The organism is Methylobacterium sp. D54C, assembly GCF_053345595.1.
Genome location: NZ_JBKFAK010000006.1, coordinates 62,093 through 84,694 on the forward strand (window position 1 = coordinate 62,093; position 22,602 = coordinate 84,694).

Below are 22,602 nucleotides of genomic sequence, written 5' to 3' on the forward strand. Positions count from 1 at the left end.
GTCTTCCGACCGCGCCGCATGTCCGGCTCCCTCGGTCGAAGCTGGTCCTCTCGGTCGCACCGGCCAGGACGGGTCCAAGTCGGCCGGGTCCAGGTCGGCCGGGTCGAGCAGGCCGATCGGGGCAGGGCGGCGGGTCCGGTCAGAGCGAGGCGAGGGCGACGCCGCCCAGGGCCGTGAGCGCGACGACGATCCACGGCGCCACCCGACCGACCGTCAGCAGCACGAACGCCAGCACGGCCACGGCGAAATCGCGCGGGTTGCCGACTGCGCTGCTCCAGACGGGATCGTAGAGCGCGGAACCGAGGATTCCGACCACCGCCGCGTTGGTCCCGCGCATCGCGGCCTGGGCCAGCGGACGCGTCCGGAACGCGTCCCAGTAGGGCAGCGTGCCGTAGACCAGGAGCACGCCCGGCAGGAAGATCGCGACCAACGCGATGGCCGCGCCGACCACGCCGTGGGGCGACGGCCCCGCGACCGCGCCGAGGTAGGCCGCGAACGTGAACAGCGGGCCGGGCACGGCCTGGGCGGCGCCGTACCCGGCGAGGAAGGTGCCGGGGCCGACCCAGCCCGGCGCGACCACCTCGGCCTGCAGCAGCGGCAGCACCACGTGGCCGCCGCCGAACACCAGGGAGCCGGAGCGGTAGAAGGCGTCGAACAGCGCCAGGCCCTGGGATGGCAGGCCGGCGAGGAGCAGATGGGGCACGACGAGGAGCAGGGCGAAGGCGACCAGCGCCGCGGCGCCGGCCCGCCGGGACACCGGGACCGCGAGGTGCCCCGCCTGCGCCTGCGGTGCCGCCCGGCAGAGGACGAGCCCGGCGAGGGCACCGAGGGCGATGGCGCCGAGCTGCCCGACCGAGCCCGCGACGAACACCGTGAGGAACAGGGCCGCCACCGCGATGCCGGCGCGCGGCCGGTCCGGTGCCAGGGAGCGGGCCATCCCCCAGACCGCCTGCGCGACGACCGCCACGGCGACGAGCTTGAGACCGTGGATCACGCCGTCGGCGACCGGACCCGACAGGGCCGCGGCGCCGTAGGCGAAGGCCAGGAGCAGCAGGGCCGAGGGCAGCGTGAACCCCGCCCAGGCGGCGAGCCCGCCCAGGAGGCCGCCGCCGCGGAGCACGCCGAGCGAGAACCCGACCTGGCTGGAGGCGGGCCCGGGCAGGAACTGGCACAGCGCCACCAGGTCGGCATAGCCGCGCTCGTCCAGCCATCGGCGCCGGGTGACCAGCTCGTCGCGGAAGTAGCCCAGGTGCGCGATGGGGCCGCCGAACGCGGTCAATCCGAGCTTGAGGAAGGCGCGGAAGACCTCTCCCACGGAACCGGGCGCGCGTGCGGACGCGGACTCGGGCCGCCCGGGCTCAGCGGACGATGAGGCGTCGGTCATGGGCGGCCTGGGTCCGGGCGTGTCGCGAAGGGGCGGGCGTGGCTGGCGTCCAACGACCGGCACCGGGCACCTCGGGGTCGAGCAGCGTCCGGATGCCGTCCGGGAAGAACACCGCCGAGCCTAATACCAAGCTTACCACCCGGCCTACCAGCAGGCGCACCAGGATGACCCAACCGGTTTCCGCGGTTCGCAGGCGGGCGTGCCGGGAGCGCGTCCGTCACGTCCTCGCGAACAGGCGGAGCGGCCCTGGGGCGCTCGCGGGACTGATCCGCTCCGCTCGAGGCCGGCGAGGCCGGGCGCGGGACGACCGGCGCGGGATACCATCCCGGCCGGGCGGGATGGCACCGGACGAGTCTCGGCCTTCGATGGGCGCGAAGCTGGGCAGATCTCGGGCCTTGACCTTCCAACGGTGGGAAGCCCCATCTCGTCCGGACGCCGTCGGGAGGAGAGCCACATGGTCCGCTTCGAGGTCGGGAAGACGGGGCGCGGCGGCTGCGCCGGGTCCGTGACCCGCGCCGTGCAGGCCGTCGCGCCCGGCGCCGGGATCGAGGTCGACATAGAGGTCGACCTGGCGACGAAGCGCGTCACCGCGGCCGGCTTCCCGGCCGAGCCCCTGCTCGCGGCAGCCCGAGGTGGCGCCGCAGCGACCGGAATCGCACGTCGGCGTCCACGTCCCGGCCGCGGACATGGTCCCGCCGCCAGAACCGGTGTAATCCCGTACCCATGAGCCCGGACCGGCAGATCCTGCGCCTGATGGCGGCGATGATCCTCGCGATCGTCGCCTACGTCGCGCCGTCCGCCGCCCAGGCCCACGAGGGCCATGCCCACCACGGCCACCGCGCGGCCGCGGCGCAGCCGAGGGCGGTCGCCCCGGTCGCCGCGACCGCGTCCGTACCGGTGACGCCCGCCGCCCGGTCGGCGGCGCCGGCATGGTCCAAGGTCGCCCGCGCCACCGTCGCGGCGGCGCGCGTCGAGCCGGCCGAGGACGGGTGCTGTCGTCCGGGCCGCGAGACCCGCTGCTGCGGGACGATGGCCTGCTGCGCCACCGGCGTCCTCGGGGGGCCCCCTGGCCTGTCGCCGGACCTGTTCGGCGCCGTCACGCTGGTCCCGGGCGACGTCGCCGGCCGCACCGGCCTCGGCCCCGAGGCCCTGCCCGAGCCCCCACGAACCCGCGCGTGAGATGAGGCGCGCCCGAGGCGCGCGACGCCCGAGGTGCGCCCGCCCGTGGCCGCGCCCGGCATCCCCATCGCGAGGATACCGTTTCCATGTCGACCCGTCTTGCCGCCGCCCTCGGCGCGGTGGCGCTGCTCGCCGCCGTCCTGGCGGGGCCCGCCCGCGCCCACGAGGGCCACGATCACGGCGCCGCCCCGCCCCCCGTCTCGAAGACCATCGCCCCGCGCGGCGAGGCCTTCTCCGACGCCTTCGAGCTGGTCGCCATCCCGCGCGACGGCGCCCTGACCCTGTTCCTCGACCGCTTCCGGACGAACGAGCCGGTGACCGGCGCGACGATCGAGGTCGAGACCCCCGAGGGCCCGAGGACCGCCACCGTCACGCCCGGGGGCGGCTACACGCTGCCGGCCCCGTGGCTGTCGAGGCCCGGCCGGCACGACCTCGTCGCGACGGTCACCGCCGGCGGCGCGGTCGACGTGCTGCCGGTCACGGTGACCGTGCCGGCCGATGCCGGCGCCGCAATTCCCGCCGAGCCGGCCGCGGCACGGGCGGCGCTCGCGCGCGTCTCGGAGGTCGCCCGCGGCGTCCGCCAGCGCCTCGGCGCCGGGGACCCGATCCTGGTCGGCGCGGTCGCCGTCGCCTTCCTGCTCGGCGTCCTCGTCACCGCGCTCGCGCGGGGCCGCCGCGGCGTCCCGACGGCGGCGCTGATCGCCGTCGGCATCACCCTCGTTCTGGGCACCGCCGCCTTCGCGCACGGCGACGACGACCGCGAAGCCCCCGTGCAGGGGGCCGCGCTGACCGGGACGCGCCCGGCCGCGCCGTCCGCGTCGGACCTCGCGCAGCGCCTGCCCGACGGATCCGTCTTCGTGCCGAAGCCCACCCAGCGCCTGCTCGCCCTGCGCACGACGGTGACCGAGCGGGGCAGCTTCCACCGCTCGGTCGAGCTGCCCGGCCGCATCATCCCGGACCCGAACGCCAGCGGCGTCGTGCAGTCCTCGGTCGGCGGTCGCCTGTCGCCTCCGCCCTCGGGACTGTTCCCGCGCCTCGGCACGCGGGTGCGCAAGGGCGAGGTCCTGGCCACGGTCACACCGCCGATCCAGGCGGTCGACGTCTCCGACATGCGCCAGACGCAAGGGGATCTCGACCAGCAGATCTCCATCGTCGAGCGTCGGGTCGACCGCTACAGGCGGCTCGCCCTGACCGGCGCCGTGGCCCAGACCCAGCTCGACGACGCCCTGGCGGAGCTCAAGGGCCTGCAGGACCGACGGTCGGCCCTCGACAGGATCAGGCGTGAGCCGGAGCCGCTCGTCGCGCCGGTCGACGGCGTCGTCGCGCAGGCCGCGGCGGTGGCCGGTCAGATGGCCACCCCCGGGCAGATGGTCTTCCAGGTCGTCGACCCGGGCCGCCTCTGGGTCGAGGCTCTGAGCTTCGACGCCCTCGCGGCGGCGCAGGACGCCACGGCACGGCTCGCCGACGGCCGGACCCTCAAGCTCGCCTACCAGGGTTCGGGCCTCGCCGACCGCAACCAGGCCATCCCGGTGCAGTTCGCCGTCCAGGGCGACGCCTCGGGCCTGCGGGTCGGGCAGTTCGTCACCGTGCTCGCCGGGACCGACACCGAGCAGGCCGGGCTGGCGCTGCCGCGCGCGGCGGTCGTGCGCGCGGGGAACGGGCAGGACGTCGTCTACGAGCACACCACCGCCGAGCGCTTCGAGGCGCGGCCGGTCCGCGTCGAGCCCCTCGACGGCGGCCGGGTGCTGGTGGCGGAGGGGGTCGGGCCCGGCAAGCGGGTCGTGACGCAGGGCGCCGAACTCCTCGACCAGGTCCGCTGAGGAATCCGCCGATGTTCACCGTCCTCGTCGGACAATCGGTCCGCAACCGCCTGCTCGTCCTCGCGCTCGCCGCGGTGCTCGTGCTCTACGGCGCCTTCACCGCCACCAGGCTGCCCGTCGACGTCTTCCCCGACCTCAACAAGCCGACCGTCACCATCATGACGGAGGCCGAGGGCTACGCGCCCCAGGAGGTCGAGCAACTCGTCACCTACCCCATCGAGACCCGGATGAACGGGCTGCCGGGCGTCACCCGGGTGCGCTCGGTCTCGGGCGTGGGATTGTCCATCACCTACGTCGAGTTCGACTGGGGCACGGACATCTACCGGAACCGGCAGCAGGTCGCGGAGCGCCTCGCCCTGGTGCAGGACCAGCTGCCCCGGAGCGTGACCCCGGTCATGGGCCCGATCTCCTCGATCATGGGCCAGATCCTGCTGGTGGCGGTCACGGGCGACACCGCGACCCCCATGCAGGTGCGCGAGGTCGCCGACTTCACGATCCGGCCGCGGCTGCTGACCATCCCGGGCGTCGCGCAGGTCATCCCCATCGGCGGCGAGGTGCGCCAGTTCCGGGTCAGCCCGAACCCGGCCGCCATGCGCGCGCTCGCCGTCACGAACGCGCAGCTCGAGACGGCGCTCGCCCGGTTCGGCACCAATGCCGGCGGCGGCTTCACCGACCAGAACGCGCGCGAATACCTGATCCGGAACATCGGCCGGACCATGAGCCTCGACGACCTGCGCAGCCTGGTGGTCGCGACGATCAACGACGCGCCCGTCCACCTGAGGCAGGTCGCCGAGGTCTCCTTCGCCGCGAAGGTGAAGCGCGGCGACGCCGGCTACATGGCGAGGCCCGCGGTCATCGTCTCGGTCGAGAAGCAGCCGGACGTCGACACGGTGCGGCTCACCCGCAGCATCGAGACCGCCCTGAAGGAGATGGGCCCGACCCTGCCGTCCGGCATCAGGGCCGACCGAATCCTGTTCCGCCAGGCCGACTTCATCGAGACCTCGATCCGCAACGTCGCGCGTGTCCTCGTCGAGGCCGTGCTGGTGGTGGCGGTGGTGCTGTTCGCCTTCCTGCTGAACGTGCGGACGACGGCCATCTCGCTGCTGGCCATCCCGGTCTCGGTGCTGACGACCGCGGCGGTGTTCCACCTGTTCGGGCTGTCGATCAACACGATGACGCTCGGGGGGCTGGCCATCGCCATCGGCGAGCTCGTCGACGACGCGGTGGTGGACGTGGAGAACATCTACCGACGGCTCGGCGACAACCGGCGGGCGGGCAACCCGAGAGGCGTGCTCCAGGTGGTGGTGGAGGCCTCGAACGAGGTCCGCTCGGGCATCGTCTACGCGACGCTCATCATCATCCTGGTGTTCGTGCCGCTCTTCGCCCTGTCGGGCATCGAGGGACGCCTCTTCGCCCCGCTGGGCGAGGCCTACATCATCTCCATCCTGGCGAGCCTGCTCACCTCCATCACCCTGACCCCGGTGCTGGCGTCCCTGCTGCTGCCGGGCCTGAAGACGCTGGAGGAGCACGACAGCCGACTCCTGAAACGGCTCAAACGCGGCAACGCCGCGCTGCTGCGGGTCGCGTTCCGGCACCAGGGCCTGCTCGTCGGCACGGTCGCGGTCGCGGTGGTCGCCGCCGGCGTCGCGGCCTGGACCCTGCCGCGGGCCTTCCTGCCGCCGTTCAACGAGGGCTCGTTCACGGTCAACATGACCTTCAACCCGGGCATCTCGCTCGCCGAGAGCAACCGGGTCGGGCTGATCGCCGAGAAGCTGCTGCTCGACATCCCGGGCGTGAGGACGGTGGGCCGCCGGACCGGGCGGGCCGAACTCGACGAGCACGCCGAGGGCGTCCATGCCTCCGAGATCGAGGTGGCCCTCGACGCGGGTGCCGAGCGCCCGAAGGAGGCGCTGGTCGCCGACATCCGCGGGCGCCTCGCGGCCCTGCCGGTCGCCGTCAACGTCGGCCAGCCGATCTCGCACCGGCTCGACCACATGCTCTCGGGCGTGCGCGCCGAGATCGCGCTCAAGGTGTACGGGGAGGATCTCGACGCCCTGCGGCGGGTGGCGAACTCTCTGCGCGACCGGATGGCGGCGATCCCCGGCCTCGCCGACCTGCAGGTCGAGCGCCAGGTCCGCATCCCGCAGCTCGAGGTCCGCGTCGACTACACGCGGGCGGCCCTCTACGGGGTGCAGCCCGCGGCCGTGGTCGAGCAGATCAGCCGCCTCTCGAACGGGCGCGTGGTCTCGACGGTGGTCGACGGCGTGCGCCGCTTCGACGTGGTGCTGCGCCTGTCCGAGGACCGCCGGACCACCGCGGGCCTGGGCGACCTCCTTCTGGAGACCCCCTCGGGCTGGGTGCCGGCGCGCCAAGTGGCCGACATCCGCGAGACCGACGGCCCGAACCAGATCCTGCGCGAGAACGCCCGGCGCCGCATCGTGGTGCAGGCCAACACCGACGGCGGGCGCGACATGGCGAGCGTCGTGGCGGCCATCCGCGACGCGGTGGCGAAGGAGCCGCTGCCACCGGGCTTCTTCACCAGCCTGGAGGGAACCTTCCAGGCGCAGGAGGAGGCCAGCCGGACCATCGCGGTGCTCTCCGCGGTGTCCTTGGCGCTCGTCTTCGCCATCCTGTTCAGCCGCTACAGGTCGGCGGCGCTCGCCCTGATCATCATGGGCAACGTGCCCCTGGCGCTGATCGGCTCGGTGGTCGCCCTGTGGCTGGCCGGGCAGCCCCTGTCGGTGGCGTCGATGATCGGCTTCATCACGCTGACCGGCATCGCGGCGCGCAACGGCATCCTGAAGATCAGCCACTACCTGAACCTGTCGCTGCACGAGGGCGTGCCGTTCGGGCCCGACCTCGTGGTGCGCGGCAGCCTGGAGCGGCTCACCCCGGTGCTGATGACGGCGCTCGCCGCCGGCGTCGCGCTGGTGCCGCTGCTCTACGACCCGGCGAGCCCGGGCAAGGAGATCCTGCACCCGGTGGCGGTGACGATCTTCGGCGGCCTCGTCAGCGCGACGCTGCTCGACACCGTCCTGACCCCCGTCCTGTTCCTGCGCTTCGGCCGCGCGCCCCTGGAGCGGCTGCGCGCCCTCCACGCCGACACGCCGGCCCACCCATCCCCGGACGGCGCGCGCCCGCGCCCGGCCGAGGCCTACTGACCCCAGAGGAGACCAGAGCGTGACCCTATCGAGAGTGACCGTGGTCGCCGGCCTGCTCGCCGCGACCGCCGCCTACGCCCACGAGACCGCCGGCCAGCATGGCGGCCGTGTGACGGATGCCGGCAGGTTCCACGTCGAGCTCGTCGCCAAGGGCGAGGCCGTCGACGTGTTCCTGTCAGACGAGGGCCAGAAGCCGGTCCCGGCCGCCGGCTTCAAGGGCACCGCCATCCTCGTCGTCGGCGGCAAGCCGACCCGCGTGCCGCTCGAGCCCGCCGACGGCAACCGCATGACCGGCAAGGCCGCGACCGCGCTCGGCGCGAGCCCCAAGGGCGCGGTGCAGCTCACCGGCCCGGACGGTGCGACCGCCAGCGGCAAGTTCAACTGACCCCACCGGGAGAGAACGATCCATGACGCACCTCCGCACCCTTCTCGCCGCCGCCCTGCTGTCGACCGGGCTGGCCGGGGCGGCCCTGGCGCAGGGCATGCACGACCACGGCTCCATGTCCGGCAAGGACATGGGCTCGATGACGCCGAACCCGAAGGACGACGCCGCGACCGAGGCGTTCAAGGCCGCCGACACGGCGATGATGAAGGACATGGACGTCCCCTATACCGGCGATGCCGACGTCGACTTCCGCAGGCACATGATCCCGCACCACAGGGGCGCGGTCGCCATGGCCAAGGTCGCGCTGAAGCACGCCAAGGATCCGGCCACCAAGGCGATGGCGCAGAAGATCATCGACGATCAGGAGAAGGAGATCTCCGATATGGAGGCGTGGCTGAAGCGGCACGGCCAGTAGCCGCCCGCGCCGGGACCGGAGACCGGGGCGGTCCCGGCCCGCCCGCCACGATGGAGGTGCCTCACCCGCGCCGGAGCGTGGCGAGGCGCCCCCGCGCCTGACGCGGGCGCCGTTCCCGGTGAGGCGCGGGACGGGATGCCCGGTCCCGCCCTGGCGGCGCGACCGGGACCCGGCCGAGCGTCGACAGCCCGCGATCTCGGCCGCTTGACAGCGTGTTCGTTCTGGTCTGTTATTTCTGTCATGACAGAAATAACAAACATACCGAGTCCCCTGCCGGCCGCGGTCGAGCGCTTCGTGCTGCACTGGGGCGATCTGGGCGGCCAGTGGGGCGTCAACCGCTCGGTCGCGCAGATCCACGCGCTCCTCTACCTCTCCGAGCGCCCTCTCGCCGCCGAGGACATCGCCGGCATGCTCGGCATCGCGCGGTCGAACGTCTCGAATTCCCTGCGCGAGCTGCTCGGTTGGAACCTGATCCGCCGCGTGCCGGTGATGGGCGAGCGCCGCGACCACTTCGCCGCCGAGACCGACCTCTGGGAGATGGTCACGCGCATCGCCGCCGGCCGCAAGGAGCGCGAGATCGATCCCGCCATCGCGGCCCTGCGCGCCTGCGTCGCCGAAGCGGACGCGGACCCGGCGCTCGGGGCGGTCGCCAAGCGGCGCCTGCGCGCGATGCTCGACTTCACCGAGTCGATGGAGCGCTGGTACGGCCAGATGCTCAACGTGCCCCGGGGCACGCTGGCCAAGCTCATCCGGCTGGGCGGCCGGATCGTGAAGTTCCTGCCGGCCAAGGCTGAGTGACGATCCGAGGGTCGTTTTCAGGGAGCCGGACCGATCGAGGGGCCCAGGTGACCGCGATGGGACATGTCCGTCGAGCCGATGCGGGGCCGTCCCGCGCGTTCTCCCCCGCCCGGTCGCTCACCGAGCCGGGCGACCTGCTGGACCTGCGCTTCCGGGCCCTGATCCCGGAACGCGCGTGGGCGAGCCTGTCGCCGGCCGTGCGCCGCCGCTTCGGGAAGCGGCTCGCGCAGGGGGCGAGCGCGGTCTATGTCGGCCACGTCGTCGCGATGGAGGTCAGCCGCTTCGGCTGGCTCGTCGCGCAGGCGACGCGGCTGGTCGGCGGCCCGCTGCCTCTGGAACGCCAGACCGGCCGCGCCGGCGTCGTCACCGTCACCGAGGACCCGGATGGCGGCGGTCAGGTCTGGACGCGGCTGTACGCCCGCGCCTCCGGCTTCCCGCAGGTGATCCACTCGGCCAAGCGCTTCGCCGGTCCCACCGGCCTGGAGGAGCATGTCGGCGCCGGCGTCGGCATGAGCCTCACGGTGGCGGTCGAGGACGGGGCGCTGACGTTTCGCAGCCACCGCTACTTCATCGACTGCCTGGGGCGCCGCCTGCACCTGCCGGGCTGGCTCACCCCCGGTGCGCTCACTGTCACCCACGCCGATGCCGGCGGTGACGCGACGCCGGGCGCCTTCCGCTTCATCCTCGACATCGCCCACCCCTGGTTCGGGCGGCTGATCCACCAGGAAGCGGTCTTCCAGGACGCCGAGCCGGCGGGGCAGGGAGAGGCGGCGTGAGCACGATCCTGGTCTTCGGCGGGTACGGCGGCTTCGGGGCTCGCCTGTCGCGGCGGCTCGCGGAGGCCGGTCACGACGTGGTCGTCGCCGGCCGCCGCCTGGCGCGCGCCGAGGCGTTCTGCGCGGCCCATCCCCCGTGCCGTCCCCTTCAGGCCGACCGCAACGGTGCCGTCGCGCCCCTGCTGGAACGCGTCCGTCCCGACCTCGTGATCGATGCGGCCGGCCCCTTCCAGGGCAGCGGCTACGCTCTGCCCCGGGCCTGTATCGCCGCGGCGATCCCGTACCTCGATCTCGCGGACGGCCGGGCGTTCGTGACCGGCATCGGCCAGCTCGACGCCGCCGCACGCGCGGCCGGCGTCGCGATCCTCTCCGGTGCATCGAGCGTCCCCGCCCTGTCCGGTGCCGTCGCCCGTCGCCTGGCGCAGGGGATGGAGGCGGTCACCGCCGTGGAGATCGCGATCAGCGCCTCGAACCGCGCGACCGCCGGGACGTCGGTCGCCGCGGCCATCCTGAGCTACGTGGGCCGGCCGATCCGGCTCTGGCGCGGACAGCGCTGGTCGGCGGCTGTCGGCTGGCAGGCGTTGCGGCGCGAGCGCTTCGCCCTGTCCGACGGCGCGTCCCTCGGCCGCCGCTGGCTGGCCCTGGCGGACGTCCCGGACCTCGACCTCCTGCCCGGCCGGCTTCCGGGCCGGCCGGCGGTCAGCTTCAGGGCCGGGACCGAACTCGCGGTGCAGACGGTCGGCCTCTGGTGCGCGAGCTGGCCGGTGCGCTGGGGCTGGATCCCCTCCCTGCAGGGGCTCGCGCGCGGGCTTCTCCTGGCGCAGCGGCTGACCGCGCGCTGGGGCTCGGATCGGTCCGGCATGGTCGTCCGGATGTTCGGCACGGCCGCAGGGCGCCGCGTCGAACGGCGCTGGACCCTCCTGGCGGCCGACGGTCATGGCCCGGAGATCCCGGTGCTGCCGGCGGCGATCCTGGCCGAGCGGATCCTGGACGGTGCGATCGCGCCCGGGGCGCGCGACGCCGGGACCGCGCTCGACCTGTCCGATTTCGAGCCGAGCTTCGCGCGCCTGTCGATCCGCCACGACGTGCGGGAGTCGGGACAGGCCGATGCGCTCTACGCGCGCGTCCTGGGTCCGCGCTTCGCCGAACTCGCGCCGCGCGTCGCGGCTCTGCACGGCGTGCTGCGCGAGGCGGGGGCGCACGGCCGCGCCGTCGTGCGACGGGGCCGCCACCCCGTCGCGCGCGGCCTCGCGGCGCTCCTCGGATTGCCGGTCGCGGGCGCGCACGATCTCCACGTCGGCTTCAGCGAGACGCGCGGGGTGGAGCGCTGGACGCGCGCGTTCTCCGGTCGCCGGTTCACGAGCGCGTTCTCCGAAGAGCGCGGCTGCGTCGTGGAGCGGTTCGGCCCGCTCCGCTTCAGGTTCGACCTCGCGCCCGAGGGCGGCGGCCTGCGCATGGTGCTGCGCGGCTGGTCCGTCGCGCGGCTGCCCCTGCCGCTGGCGCTCGCACCCCGCACCGCCGCCCGCGAGTGGGAGGAGGCGGGGTTGTTCCGCTTCGACGTCTCGATCGCCCTGCCACGCGTCGGACTGGTGGTGCATTACCGCGGCTGGCTCGACACGGACGATCGCGCGGGCCGTCGATCCGGCTTGGTCCCGGGCGCGGAGCCGACCGTGCCGCCGCGGAGCGGACATCCGGCACAGGGCCCATCCCGGCCACCCGGCGGGGATCCCGGGCCGGTAACCGCCCTGCCGATCGCGTCATCGCGCGCCCGCGCCCCGTCCCGCAGCGGGCACGGTCCGGAGCCGCGTCACGGGCGGGTCTGAGCCGAGGCACCGCCATCGGCCGCGCGACCCTTCAGATTCGCGGCCGCCGCGGCATAGCCGCCACCGGCACCGTCGATGAAATGCATGTGCCCGCTGCCGGGGACCGGAGGGCTGATGCAGGTCAACTGCGCAGCCGACTGGCGCTGCAGGCCGAAATGGCAGATCCCCTGCGCCTCCGCGCCGGCGAGCTCCGCCTCGAGGCGATCGGCGAAGGCGCGGGTGCAATCCAGCGTCATCCGCAGCGCGTCATCGTACTTGCGGAAATCTGTGTTGCCCACGATCTCGCGCCGCAGAACGGCGGGATCGAACGCGCCGACCCGCGCGCCCGTGCGGTAGATCAGGTATTCCGGTATCGATCGCGCCGCGAGGCGGAGCTTGGCCCAGAAGCGGCGCTTGCGAGAGCCCGGCATCGCGCGCAGTTCGAGGTCCAGTCCCGCCCACGGTCCGCGCATCTCCGGTCCCGCGTCCTGCATCGGGCGCGCGACCTCGGCGCTGATCTCCAGCCTCTGCAGGAGCTCTTGCACGAGTTGCCGGAAGGCCGGCGCGTCGCCGCTGTGCTGGGGCACGAGCATGAGCGAGAGCATCAGCTCGTGCCGGGGACGGATCTCCTGCCAGCGGCAGGAGAGGCCGGTCAGGTCGGGCTGGGTGCCGGCCTCGGCCGGTGCGATAGCGTGGTCGCCGGCCTTCATGGCCGCCTCTGCCCAGGGCAGCCCACCTCCGCTGAACATGGCATAGGAAACGTGGGCGCTGGGCGCGTAGCGCGCCACGCGCACGTCGAGCGCGCGATCGCGCACGGCCGAGACCGGCACGAGAGCGGTGCGCAGCTCCAGTTGCAGCGCCTCGCGGACCCAGCTGGCCGTCGCCGCCAGCGCGTCTCTCGCGGCGTCCGCGTCGTCCGGGGCGACGGCGAAACTGGCCCCGTCGCCGCCGAAGACGAAGGGGAATTCGCGCCGGCCGAGTGCGTTGGAGACCGCCGTGATGATGGCTGCGCCGGCCGCATTCACCGCCTTGTAGCGGCCAAGCCCGATCTGCTGCCGGGAGCCGACGACATCGGCCACGCCGAGCCACCAATCCGCGGGCAGGGGCCGGTAGAGGCCTGGATCCATGAGGCTGGAGAAGGCGGTGAACCGGGGCAGACTGTCGTAGAAATCCGGGGCCGCGCGGCGTGTCGCCGGTTCGCGTTCCTGACCTGCACCCATCGATGTCCCCACCGCCATCGCCCTGCTCCTCGGCGCAGCGCCAGGGCGCCGTGACGCGCCCGGATCGCGTCACCGATACCATCCTCGGTGAGACAACCCTCACCACGCTCACGTGCCGCCCTCAAGCGAGGGCGGCACGTGAGGTCCGAATTCGCGGCCGCTACGAGCTGTCGCTCGATCCGCGGCCGATGCGGCTCGGATCACGAGAGTCGGGCGGCATCCCCGGGACGGATGGGGCTGGGGTCGCCGTCACGGATCCCGTCGTCGGAGCGAGGGGTTGCGGGATGGCGTCGGTCAGCCGGCCGCCGCCGCGTGCAGCGGCGGCCGATCGCGTGACGGAAACGCGCTCCGTCGAAGATGGTCGCTCAGCTAGCCGCACACGCGCTCATGGCCGAAGAAGACAGGATTGTAGATCGCGCGGCAGTCGCCGAAGTTCGGGCCGAGGAAGGAGCTGTTCGCGGGATAGCCCCAGCTGAACCCGCCGAAGCGCCGACGGAATCCACGGTGGTAGAAATGGCGATGGTGACCGAACCCGCCGTGCCTGAAGCCTCCGTGCCCGAACCCGCGATGGCCGAAGCCTCCGTGTCCGAAACCGCCACGGCCAAACCCGCGGGCGTCGGCACTGGCGGCACCACCGGCCAATGTCGCGGCCGCGAGACCCGCCACCATCAACATCTTCGTCGAGATCATCTTCATCGTGCGTCTCCCTGTTGGGGTGAAGGCACTCTGCCGCCGACCGATGGCCGGCCGCTGTGATCCCGGTCACAGAAGCCCGGACGCGGGGCTCGACGCGGGATCCCTCGCGGGGGCTCGGGTGCGCGCTTCGACCGAACCTCGACCGGTCGGGACGACCGCGAACTCCGACGCCGCGGCGGGCAGGCGGCCCGCGCCGTTGGCCGCGCGCGTGCGATCGCTCTACGCGCGCTGCCCCATCACGAGCGTGACCGGCTGGCCCGCGAAAGTCTCGACCGCGGTGAAGGCGCGTGCGCGGAGTTCGGCCTCCATGGCCGCGCCTTCCCACAGATGTCCGCCGCTGCGGGCCAGCCGCAGGGCAGCGAGCGCGGCGGCCGCGGGATCCGCCGGCGGAGCGTAGAGTCCGACCACCAGATACCCCCGCGGCTCGAGGGCCGCCGTGAGTCGATCGAGCGCTGTTCGGGCCGCGTCCCGGGAGAGGAAGGGTGCCGGAAGCCACATCAGCGAGTAGCTTGCCGAATCGTCGAACCGCGTCACATCCTGCAGACGGAGTTCGATACGGCCGTGAAAGGGGCTCGCCGCCACGTTCGCGCGCGCCAAGGCCAGGGCCGGCTCCCAGATGTCCAGGCCGACGACCCGCAGCGAGGGCCAGTGTGCCGCGGCCTCCAGCGCGATGCCGCCCACGCCGGTGCCGACATCCAGGAAGCGCCCGGTGAGTGCGGCCGCGAGCGACGGGCGCTCGGTCGACAAGGCCGCGAGGCGCCGCACGACGCTGCGCGACGCTTGGCCTTGAGCCTGCAACATCGCGGGACCGCGAACCTGCCAGACCGGCGGCCGCTCCGGGTGATCCAGCAGATCCCGCGCCTCCTCAAGCGCGTGAGTGACGGATGCCAGGAGCGCGGACACCTGCTCGGGTTCGAGCTCACCGAGGCCGCCCGGGATGACGGCGGCGACCACGTCGCGCAGTCGGCGCGCCACCTCGGGATCGACCGCCCTCGCGCCTTCGCGCGCGTATTCCCGCGCGTCTTGCCGCAATCGCAGGGCCGCACCGATCGCGGCCAGGCCTCGCGCCGCGTTTCCCATCGCGCGCAGCGTGTGTTCAATCGTGTCGATAGCCATCCGCGACCGCCGAAGTGATGATCGCCACGACGCGTCGTGGCACTCGAACAGGACGGCCCGGCATCCTCGGAAAGAGGCCGGGCAAGGATCCGCGGTGTCTTTCCCGGCCGTAAGACCGTGGATCATCCGCCCGGTCGCTCCTCGACAGCGGCTCAGGGGACCTCAGCGCTTCCGGCCGTCACACGCGGCCTGATCGGGCCGTCCGCGACGCGCTGTGCGTCGCGATTCCGGGGACGGGATCGACGCCCGGCTCGGCCGGTGCGATGTCCGCGCGACGGGGCGTCCTGAGCGAGCCCTCCGGTCCGCCGATCGTGCTCGCTGCGGCGACGGGCGTTACAGGCCGTGCGCCCGCTTCAGCATCTCGGCGGCCCGTTCGCCGATCACCGCGCACGGCGCCTGGGTGTTGCCGGTGGTCACGCGGGGCAGGATCGAGGCGTCGGCGACCCGCAGGCCGTCGATGCCGTAGACCCGGAGCGCCCCGTCCACGACCGCCAGCGCGTCGCGGCCCATCCGGGCGGTGCAGCTCTGGTGCCAGTAGGTGACGGCGGCATCGCGGATGTAGTCCGCCATCGCCGCGCCGGACAGCGGGCCCGGCATGGCCTCGACGCGCACGTACGGGCGGAACGCCGGCGCGTTGCCGAGGGCGCGGCAGAGATCGACGCAGGCCGCGGCCGCCGTCACGTCGGCCGGGTGGGACAGGAAGTTCGCCTCGATGACCGGCGGCGTCGCCATGTCGGCGCTCCGCAGCCGCAGGCGGCCGCGGCTGGCGGGCTGCGCGAGGCCGGCGAACATCGTCCAGCCGTGGGCCGGAACGCCGCGCGCCGCGGTCTGCTCGCTCGGAACCGGAAACTCGACCTGGCAGAACAGCAGGTCCGGCGCCGAGAGGCCGGGCCGGCTCGTCCAGTACAGGGTCGCCTCGCTGCCGCTGTTCCGCGGCGCGATCGGGTCGGCATACTCCCAGGTGCAGCCGAAGGACACGTGGTCCTGAAGGTTCTGTCCGACGCCGGGCAGGTGCTGCACCGACGGGATGCCGAGCGCCCCGAGCTCGTCCCGGTCGCCGATCCCCGAGAGCATCAGCACCTTGGGCGTGTGGATCGCCCCCATCGACAGGACCGTCTCGGCACGCGCGCCGACCGTCCGGACCGCGCCCGCGTGGACGAACTCGACCCCCGTGGCGCGGCGGCCGTCGAAGGTCACGCGGCGGACGAGCGCGTCCGTGAGGACGGTCAGGTTGGGGCGGTCGAGCCAGGGATGGACGTAGGCGCGGAACAGCGAGACGCGCCGGCCGTCGCGGACCAGCATGTCGGTGATCGCCGCGCCGCCGGGCCCCTCCATCATGCGCCCGTTGGGGTTGTCGAAGGTCGGGATGCCGAGGTCCCGCGCGGCGTCGAGCAGGGCGTGGGCCACGGGGCTGGGATCGGAGGCGGGCTGCACCCAGACCGGACCGCCGCTTCCGCGATGCGCCGGATCGGGGGCGCCGCGCCAGTTCTCGATGCGCCGGTAGATGTCGAGGACGCTGTCGTAGCCCCAGGCCGCGTCGCCGGCCTCGGCGGCGAAGGCGTCCCAGTCGCACCGGTGGCCGCGCGCCCAGACCATCACGTTGACGCTGGAGCCGCCGCCGAGGCCCTTGCCCATCGCCATGGAGAGCGTGCGTCCGTTCAGGTGGGCATTCGGCTCCGCGCGAAAGCCCCAGTCCCGCGCCCCGCCGAGGTTGGTCGGCCAGAGGGCGGGATCGAGCACGGCCTCGGCGTCGTCCGAGCCGCCCGCCTCGAGCAGGAGCACCTGCACCTCGGGGTTCTCCGCCAGCCGCCGCGCGACGACCGACCCGGAGGCGCCCGCGCCGCAGACGACGAAGTCGTAGGCCGGTTTCAGGTCGGCGGTCAGCCGGGCCTGGTTCTCCCCCGCCCGCCGCGCGAAATCGGCCCGGTCGAGGGCGTCTGAAGTGCTCATGATCTGGAAAGTCTCACCTGTAGCAGCGGATCGGAATGATCTCGGTCACTCGAGGATCGGGCGGAACATTCCGACGCTCACGTCTCCGCGCTCCAGCAATCGCCGCGTCGGGATTGCCGGAACATCAGTGGCGCCGCGATCGGGCTGCCGCGCGAAGCGGCGCGCGGCCCGCGTTCGACGCGCGGATCGATAACGCAATGCTTCTGTTACAGGTGGATTTCGGCGCGTGACCGCGCGCGTTACATGGGACACGGTTTCTCGTCCGCGCCACAAGCCGGCGAGCGGGCAGGTCGGATCGGCGGATCGAGCGGCAGGACACGCGAAAGCGGCGAGGCTCGCACCCCGCCGCTCGCGTCAGTCTCGTGGTCCGTTACCGGGTGGCCGCCGGCATCTTGCCGGGTTCACAGGCCCATCAGCACGCCGGCCGAGCCGACGACGGTCATCATGAGGCCGCCCAGGAAGGCGCCGATCATCGCGTAGGAGAAGGCCTTCAGCATCGTGTCCCCCGACCTCAGCAGCGGTTGCCACCGGCGGTCTGGCCGTACTGCTTGACCGGGAAGTTCTGCTGGTTGGCATTGCCCTCCGCGGCCGAGCTCTGCGGGCAGGTCCAGGGGTCGCGGTCGTAGCGGCCGCCGAACAGGGCGCCGAACGAGCCCGTGGTTTCGACATCGTAGGGCGTGGAGCCAGTCCAGGCAGGACGATCGTAGGCCATGGCGGACGAGATCGGAGCTACGGCGAGCATGAGAGCGGTGACGGTAGCGGCGATACGGGTCTTCATAGGCTAATTCTTGCTCCTTTACGCAGTACAGTCCGAGACTTACGGCCCATTTCATCTTGCGTGACACTGATATGGGGGCGATTGTCTCGGAGCGACGTGCCGCTGCGCACGCGGCGTCCGGGATTAATCGCGCCGGCGGCGCAGCTGTGACCGCGCGTGACCAGGCTGTCTCTGCCGCCGGCGTCGCGGCCGCCCGGCAGACTGCGCTCACGAAGGCACGCTCATTGAACCAGTCGCGCGCTTCAGGTCTTCCCTCCATGCCGAGGCGATCCATCTCCGCCGAGGCATGGAGGAGTTCTATGCGCATTCTCGTTCTCGCCGCGCTCGCAGGTGTCGGCCTCGGCGTCCTGGCCGTCCCCGCCTCGGCCGTTCCCGCGGGCCCCGCGACCGGCCTCTCGTCGCCGTCCGACATGCTCACCGACGTCCGGATGAGGCGCCATCACGTGCGGCGACACTCGATGTCGCGGGTCCAGCGGCGCTATCCGGGTGCGAGCTTCGTCCGGAACAAGACCCCCGGCTCTGCGGGCGGCAGCAGCCGGGGTAACGGCGTTACCGGCAGCTACGCCGCGCCCAGCGGACGGTAGGCCCCCACGCTCGCGCAACGCGGCCCGCCCGGCCGCGGCGGGCTCCGCGCGCGCCATCGCCGTCACCGGATTCCCGCGCGTGGGACCGGGGCGGCAGACTGCGCAGGCGGGATGAACCCCCACGGCCGGCGATCCCGCCGGCTTCCGGTTCGAGCCGGCGCCCTGCGCCCGCGCGGGCGAATGGTGGCGGATGCGTCGGGCTCTCAGCGCGCCAGTCTCGCGGGGAGCACCGTCGGCGCCGGGCTCGACGCGTTCGACGCCGCGAACGACGCGACGAATCCGGCGAGGGAGCGCACATTGTCCGGCTGCCGCGGATCCCGAGCAACCGCGGCTGCCTCGCGTTCCAGTCGAAGGTTACAGGCCTTTGTCGGAAGTCCGATATCCGGCGTGCAGGCGTCGTGGCGGGCGCAGGCTGCGTCGAGGGCGTCGATAGGCGGCAGAGGCGCGTTGTTGCCGGGGCCGCAATAGTTGCCGTGGATGAGGAACTTCGGCCCGCCATTGGCGGCCGGCTGTGCCAGGGACGGCGTGGCCCACGCGGCGGCGAGGCAGACGGGGGCGACGAGGCCTATGACGGTGCGAGTCAACATGGTGGAGACCCTCCAGCACCTGCGCCGCACAAATCCCATCGGCGATGACGGTGCGAGACACGATTAAGCACCACACATCACGGCGCGACGTGCTCCGGAGCACCACCCCTATTTGGATGACGTCCTACCCGCATCGCGGACATCGCGGTCGCTGCGTCACCGCAGCGTCCGCGACATCGCGCGGCATCACGGAGGTCGGGCCCCGCCGCACTCTCCCCCTCTGCCTCCTCTGCCGATCGCGTGTCGGCACCTCTGTCGTGCAGACACGCCTCGCTCGGCGCGAAGAGGCGGGGCATCGGGCTGCCGACTGTGGTAGACATCACCGCATGCTCGCTGGCGATCCAGCGTCTCACGGCCTTCAGGGAGAGTCTCAGTGGCGCGTCCGGACCTCGGCACGAAGCGTATCTGCCCGACGACGGGGAAGAAGTTCTACGATCTCGGCAAGAATCCCGTGATCTCGCCCTACTCGGGCGAGGTCGTGCCGATCGCTGCCGCGACATCGTATTCCAGGGGGAGCGCTCCCGTCGTCGCGCGCAAAGAGGCGCCGAGCGACGAAGAGGACGAGACGGAGGGCCCGGAACTCGTCTCGCTGGACGAGGTCGAGGCCGAGGAGGCCGAGAAGGACACGGACAGCAACGCTGAGGATGACGACGCGCTCGACATCGAGGACGATGGGGAGCAGGTCGACGACGACAACCTCGTCGTCGATGAGGACGATGACGACACCAGCGATCTCGTCGAGGTCAACGACGACGATGACGACCAGTAAACCCGTACGACGCCGCCGGTCGTCCGGCGGACGGGCGCGGGTGGCCGCAATCTCAGTCGCTGTTTGATCGGGTGGTGGGGCGGCTCATGAGCAGGGCCGCCCGCACCGCCATGCGGCGCGACGGCTCGTCGGACTCGGTGTCGACCACGATCGCGGGCGCGGAGGGATGGGCCGCGACGGCCGCCGCGAGATCGAGCACGTGGTCCGGACCGATGGCGTGATCCTGGGTGGTCGGTTCTGCCAAGTAGGCGTCGACGGCGGCGCCGACATCTTCGATGGCGATACGCTCGGCGGTCACCAGATCCCAGAGCGTGGCCTCAACTGACATCCGCGGCGTATCGCACCTCGCGCGAGAGCATGCAACAATGTAACAACGGCTGGCTCGCGGCGCCGGCAGGCCAGCGCGTCCGCGGGATCAGGGCCCGTCGCGCAGGGGACCGATGCAGGCCGCAACCGGGTGACCGGCCGGCGCGAAGTGATCCAGGAGCCGGTCCCCGGACCACAGCTCGGCCAACAATCCCTCGGCCAGCCTGTCGGCCTGATGCCTGGCCTCCGCGTCGTCGCGGGCTCGGATGAGGACCGTGCCGCGGTCGCTGCCGTCCGCGCCGAACCGGTGCAACCGGTAGGCCGAGCCGGAGCCTCGGCGTTTCCCGGGGAAATCGATGAGGTCGGCCATCGCGGGCTCACGGCTCCGTAGGAGGGGGCACGCGTCCCCCAAGCCGCCGGAACCTGAAGTCTGGCCGATCTGGCGACGGATCGAGTGTAAGAGGGCCGGGACGCGAAGGATAGAGTGCGAAGGACGCCCGCTCGCTGCCGAGGCAAGGCCGTCAGGGCTGGAACGCGGCCCAATCAACGTTCAGGAAGGGTCAGACCGTCGGGCCGGCGGAGGTCGCGATCCACACCACGTGCCGCGGGCCGCTGCGTCCGTTCGCGTGGGGGCGAACCTCTTCGACGGCGAAACCCGAGCGCTGGAGGCGCGCCTTGAACTTGCGGTCGGGATTGGCCGACCAGACGCCGAGCACGCCGCCCGGCCGCAGCGCCCGCCGCGCCGATTCCAACCCGTGCTTGCCGTAGAGGCGATCGTTCTCCGGGCGCACGAACCCTTCCGGTCCGTTGTCGACATCGAGCAGGATCGCGTCCCAGGCGGCCGGGCCGCACCGGATCAGGTGCTCGACATCGGCTTCGCGCAGATCGACGCGGGCGTCGTCGAGGCAGCCGGCGAAGACGCCCGCGAGCGGTCCGCGCGCCCAAGCCGCGACCGTCGGTACCAGTTCGGCGACCGTGACGCGCGCCTCGGGCTCGAGGTTGCGCAGGGCCGCGCGCAGGGTGAACCCCATTCCGAGGCCGCCGACGAGCACCCGCGCCGCGCCCCGCCCGCGCACCCGGCCGCAAGCGAGGATCGCCAGCGCCTCCTCGGAGGCCCCGCGGGTGCTGTTCATCAGCTCGATCGTGTCGGCGACGATCGAGAACTCGTGGCCCCGCTGCATCAGGTGCAACGGGGTCCCGCCGGGAACGAGGCCGGTGTCGATGTGCGTCCAAGATGTCACAGGCGTCCCTCTGTGGGCCGGCGCCATGGATATTCCGGCAAACGGGAAGGATGGGTTATGAGACGCGCTCCTGACCGCGCGTCGCGCCTGCAAGACGCAGGGGCCGCGACGGCGTTCGCCTCGTCCGAGAAGCCGGCATACCCCTCATGGCCAAGCGTACCAAGTCTCTGCCGAAGGTGCAGGGGTTCGTGCTGTTCGACGTCACCTACGCCGACGGCAGCCGCGCCTCGAATCGGCGCGTGCCGGCCGAGATCCTGGGCGGCCTCGACGGCGACGAGCCGGCACGCACTCTCATCACCGAGCAGGAAGAGGAGATCGCCCGCAAGTCGGGGAGGCCGATGCGGGAGATCGAGAGCCTGACGCGGTCTCCTGCCCCGAGTTCGAAGCCCGATCTGTGACGAGCGGCCCCGATCCAGGCCACTCGTCGCGCGGTGCTCAGCCAGCCTTCAGGTTGGCGGCGCTCTCCTTGCCGCTGCGGCGGTCCGCCTCGACGTCATAGGAGATCTTCTGACCCTCGTTGAGGGAGCGAAGGCCCGCACGCTCGACGGCCGAGATGTGAACGAACACGTCCTTGCCGCCATCGTCGGGCTGGATGAAACCGTAGCCCTTGGTCTCGTTGAACCACTTCACGGTGCCTGTAGCCATGGCTGTATCCTGGTCGTCACCGGCTCGCCAACGTGGCGGGCCGTGACGCCTGAACGAGCCGCCGCGGCCGCCTGTTCCAAGGGCCCCCCGATCAGGAGCCTCGGTTGAGACCCCCGCGCCCTCATCCGCCGACCTCAGGCCGAACGGTCCTGGGCCAGGCTCTGCCGAGCCGGCCAGCGCGGGCACCGGCCCGCTCCGCGGCGCGATCAGGGTCGCTCCGTGCGGGGCGAGACGCCGCCTTCCGTCACGATGATGTCCATGGCGACGTCGTGCGCCTGCGGGTGGATCGTCGCGAGCCGCGCGAGCTCGAAGCCGACGCCGATGACCCGCGGCTTCGTCGACCTGGACGCGATGGTCCGGTCATAGAAGCCGCCGCCGTATCCCAGGCGGTACCCTGCCCGATCGAAGCCGACGAGCGGCGCGATCAGGACGTCCGGGTCGACAATCTCGCCCTCTGCGGGAACGGGTATGTTCCAGACGCCGCGGATCATGCGCTCGCCCGGCGACCAGACCCGGAACTGGAGCGGGCGCGCCTTCTCGACGACGACCGGAAGCGCCAGTCGCGCCCCGCTTCCGCGCAGCTCCGTCAGGAGGGATCTGGCGTCGAACTCGCCCCTGAAGGGCCAGTAGAGACCGATCGATAGGCCCGATGCCGAAGGTAGAGCGGCTCGGAGACCCTGCTCGATCCGCTCGCTCCGGGCGGCGCGGTCCTGGGCGGAGATGCCGACCCGCCGCGCGATGAGCGCGGCGCGGGTCTCCTTTCGCCATTGCCGCACGCTCGGCCAGTCGGATGCGGCGCTCTCAGGACCGCAGGGTTCGGAAGGCCGAGGCTCCGCCGCCGGGCTGACGAAGTCGGGGCCGAGCTCGTGCATGAAGCAGGGGGGAGAGCTGTACGCGCCGAACGCGGAGTGTTCGGGCGCCGCGGGTTCCGGGGGCGTCTCAGGCCGCTCGGTTGAATGCCCGACCACGATGATCTCCCTCGCGACGGTG

The 22,602-nt window shown here is 72.6% G+C and carries 24 protein-coding genes; 12 read left to right on the forward strand and 12 right to left on the reverse strand.

The window, feature by feature from the left end; all coding sequences use genetic code 11:
• Nucleotides 1-139: 139 nt before the first annotated feature.
• Complete coding sequence (chrA, locus tag ACLBYB_RS15065; RefSeq protein WP_447699245.1) at nt 140-1,384, reverse strand: chromate efflux transporter; 1,245 nt, start codon at nt 1,382-1,384, stop codon at nt 140-142.
• Between the two features lie 454 nt (nt 1,385-1,838).
• On the opposite strand from chrA, the gene ACLBYB_RS15070 reads away from it, so the two are divergent.
• The 9 genes from ACLBYB_RS15070 (at nt 1,839) to ACLBYB_RS15110 (ending at nt 11,741) form a co-directional block, all read left to right on the forward strand.
• Nucleotides 1,839-2,111: a hypothetical protein gene (locus tag ACLBYB_RS15070; RefSeq protein WP_447699246.1), complete on the forward strand. Its 273-nt coding sequence runs from the start codon at nt 1,839-1,841 to the stop codon at nt 2,109-2,111.
• Complete coding sequence (locus ACLBYB_RS15075; RefSeq protein WP_447699247.1) at nt 2,108-2,563, forward strand: hypothetical protein; 456 nt, start codon at nt 2,108-2,110, stop codon at nt 2,561-2,563. Before ACLBYB_RS15070 ends, ACLBYB_RS15075 begins: the two co-directional genes overlap by 4 nt.
• A gap of 86 nt (nt 2,564-2,649) precedes the next feature.
• Nucleotides 2,650-4,383: an efflux RND transporter periplasmic adaptor subunit gene (locus tag ACLBYB_RS15080; protein ID WP_447699248.1), complete on the forward strand. Its 1,734-nt coding sequence runs from the start codon at nt 2,650-2,652 to the stop codon at nt 4,381-4,383.
• An 11-nt stretch (nt 4,384-4,394) separates the two neighbouring features.
• Entirely contained in the window at nt 4,395-7,544 is a 3,150-nt protein-coding gene (locus tag ACLBYB_RS15085) for an efflux RND transporter permease subunit (RefSeq protein WP_447699249.1), read from the forward strand.
• Between the two features lie 19 nt (nt 7,545-7,563).
• Complete coding sequence (locus tag ACLBYB_RS15090) at nt 7,564-7,929, forward strand: hypothetical protein (protein WP_447699250.1); 366 nt, start codon at nt 7,564-7,566, stop codon at nt 7,927-7,929.
• 22 nt (nt 7,930-7,951) lie between these two features.
• Nucleotides 7,952-8,344, forward strand: a complete 393-nt coding sequence (copM, locus tag ACLBYB_RS15095; RefSeq protein WP_447699251.1) for a CopM family metallochaperone — start codon at nt 7,952-7,954, stop codon at nt 8,342-8,344.
• Nucleotides 8,345-8,584: 240 nt separating this feature from the next.
• Nucleotides 8,585-9,142 (forward strand): GbsR/MarR family transcriptional regulator, encoded by a 558-nt coding sequence (locus ACLBYB_RS15100; RefSeq protein WP_447699252.1) that lies wholly within the window; start codon nt 8,585-8,587, stop codon nt 9,140-9,142.
• A gap of 56 nt (nt 9,143-9,198) precedes the next feature.
• Entirely contained in the window at nt 9,199-9,918 is a 720-nt protein-coding gene (locus ACLBYB_RS15105; protein ID WP_447699253.1) for a DUF4166 domain-containing protein, read from the forward strand.
• Nucleotides 9,915-11,741, forward strand: coding sequence for a DUF4166 domain-containing protein (locus ACLBYB_RS15110; protein ID WP_447699254.1), 1,827 nt, complete (start codon nt 9,915-9,917; stop codon nt 11,739-11,741). The genes ACLBYB_RS15105 and ACLBYB_RS15110 overlap by 4 nt, the downstream gene beginning before the upstream one ends.
• Here ACLBYB_RS15110 and ACLBYB_RS15115 read toward each other — a convergent pair.
• The 5 genes from ACLBYB_RS15115 to ACLBYB_RS15135 all read right to left on the reverse strand — a co-directional run bounded on the left by ACLBYB_RS15115 (nt 11,726) and on the right by ACLBYB_RS15135 (nt 17,480).
• Complete coding sequence (locus tag ACLBYB_RS15115) at nt 11,726-12,958, reverse strand: DUF3095 domain-containing protein (RefSeq protein WP_447699255.1); 1,233 nt, start codon at nt 12,956-12,958, stop codon at nt 11,726-11,728. The two genes, ACLBYB_RS15110 and ACLBYB_RS15115, sit on opposite strands and share 16 nt — an antisense overlap.
• 351 nt (nt 12,959-13,309) lie before the next feature.
• The gene (locus tag ACLBYB_RS15120) at nt 13,310-13,636 is read right to left on the reverse strand and encodes a hypothetical protein (RefSeq protein ID WP_056530492.1); all 327 of its coding nucleotides are present in this window, start codon (nt 13,634-13,636) and stop codon (nt 13,310-13,312) included.
• A 219-nt stretch (nt 13,637-13,855) separates the two neighbouring features.
• Entirely contained in the window at nt 13,856-14,752 is an 897-nt protein-coding gene (locus ACLBYB_RS15125) for an SAM-dependent methyltransferase (protein WP_447699256.1), read from the reverse strand.
• A 333-nt stretch (nt 14,753-15,085) separates the two neighbouring features.
• Nucleotides 15,086-16,702: a GMC family oxidoreductase gene (locus ACLBYB_RS15130; protein ID WP_447699257.1), complete on the reverse strand. Its 1,617-nt coding sequence runs from the start codon at nt 16,700-16,702 to the stop codon at nt 15,086-15,088.
• A gap of 511 nt (nt 16,703-17,213) precedes the next feature.
• Complete coding sequence (locus tag ACLBYB_RS15135; protein WP_447699258.1) at nt 17,214-17,480, reverse strand: hypothetical protein; 267 nt, start codon at nt 17,478-17,480, stop codon at nt 17,214-17,216.
• 299 nt (nt 17,481-17,779) lie between these two features.
• Between ACLBYB_RS15135 and ACLBYB_RS15140 the strand changes: the two genes are divergently transcribed.
• Nucleotides 17,780-18,064: a hypothetical protein gene (locus tag ACLBYB_RS15140; RefSeq protein ID WP_020094858.1), complete on the forward strand. Its 285-nt coding sequence runs from the start codon at nt 17,780-17,782 to the stop codon at nt 18,062-18,064.
• A 203-nt stretch (nt 18,065-18,267) separates the two neighbouring features.
• On the opposite strand, the gene ACLBYB_RS15145 is transcribed toward ACLBYB_RS15140, so the two are convergent.
• A complete protein-coding gene (locus tag ACLBYB_RS15145) occupies nt 18,268-18,651 on the reverse strand; it encodes a hypothetical protein (RefSeq protein ID WP_042672250.1) in 384 nt (127 codons plus the stop codon).
• 373 nt (nt 18,652-19,024) lie between these two features.
• On the opposite strand from ACLBYB_RS15145, the gene ACLBYB_RS15150 reads away from it, so the two are divergent.
• Nucleotides 19,025-19,420 (forward strand): TIGR02300 family protein, encoded by a 396-nt coding sequence (locus tag ACLBYB_RS15150; protein WP_020094856.1) that lies wholly within the window; start codon nt 19,025-19,027, stop codon nt 19,418-19,420.
• A 52-nt stretch (nt 19,421-19,472) separates the two neighbouring features.
• Here the strand turns inward: ACLBYB_RS15150 and ACLBYB_RS15155 are convergent, their stop codons facing one another.
• The 3 genes from ACLBYB_RS15155 to ACLBYB_RS15165 form a co-directional block, all read right to left on the reverse strand.
• A complete protein-coding gene (locus ACLBYB_RS15155; RefSeq protein WP_447699259.1) occupies nt 19,473-19,748 on the reverse strand; it encodes a hypothetical protein in 276 nt (91 codons plus the stop codon).
• An 87-nt stretch (nt 19,749-19,835) separates the two neighbouring features.
• On the reverse strand, nt 19,836-20,096 hold the full coding sequence (locus tag ACLBYB_RS15160; protein WP_020094854.1) for a hypothetical protein: 261 nt from the start codon (nt 20,094-20,096) through the stop codon (nt 19,836-19,838).
• Between the two features lie 190 nt (nt 20,097-20,286).
• Nucleotides 20,287-20,907 carry a spermidine synthase gene (locus tag ACLBYB_RS15165; RefSeq protein WP_447699374.1) on the reverse strand — a complete coding sequence of 207 codons (621 nt, stop codon included), beginning with the start codon at nt 20,905-20,907 and terminating at the stop codon, nt 20,287-20,289.
• A gap of 206 nt (nt 20,908-21,113) precedes the next feature.
• Between ACLBYB_RS15165 and ACLBYB_RS15170 the strand changes: the two genes are divergently transcribed.
• On the forward strand, nt 21,114-21,365 hold the full coding sequence (locus ACLBYB_RS15170; protein ID WP_020094852.1) for a hypothetical protein: 252 nt from the start codon (nt 21,114-21,116) through the stop codon (nt 21,363-21,365).
• 37 nt (nt 21,366-21,402) lie between these two features.
• Here the strand turns inward: ACLBYB_RS15170 and ACLBYB_RS15175 are convergent, their stop codons facing one another.
• Both ACLBYB_RS15175 and ACLBYB_RS15180 read right to left on the reverse strand, forming a co-directional pair.
• Nucleotides 21,403-21,612, reverse strand: coding sequence for a cold-shock protein (locus ACLBYB_RS15175; protein WP_020094851.1), 210 nt, complete (start codon nt 21,610-21,612; stop codon nt 21,403-21,405).
• Nucleotides 21,613-21,818: 206 nt separating this feature from the next.
• A complete protein-coding gene (locus ACLBYB_RS15180) occupies nt 21,819-22,484 on the reverse strand; it encodes a 5-formyltetrahydrofolate cyclo-ligase (RefSeq protein WP_447699375.1) in 666 nt (221 codons plus the stop codon).
• Nucleotides 22,485-22,602: the final 118 nt, after the last annotated feature.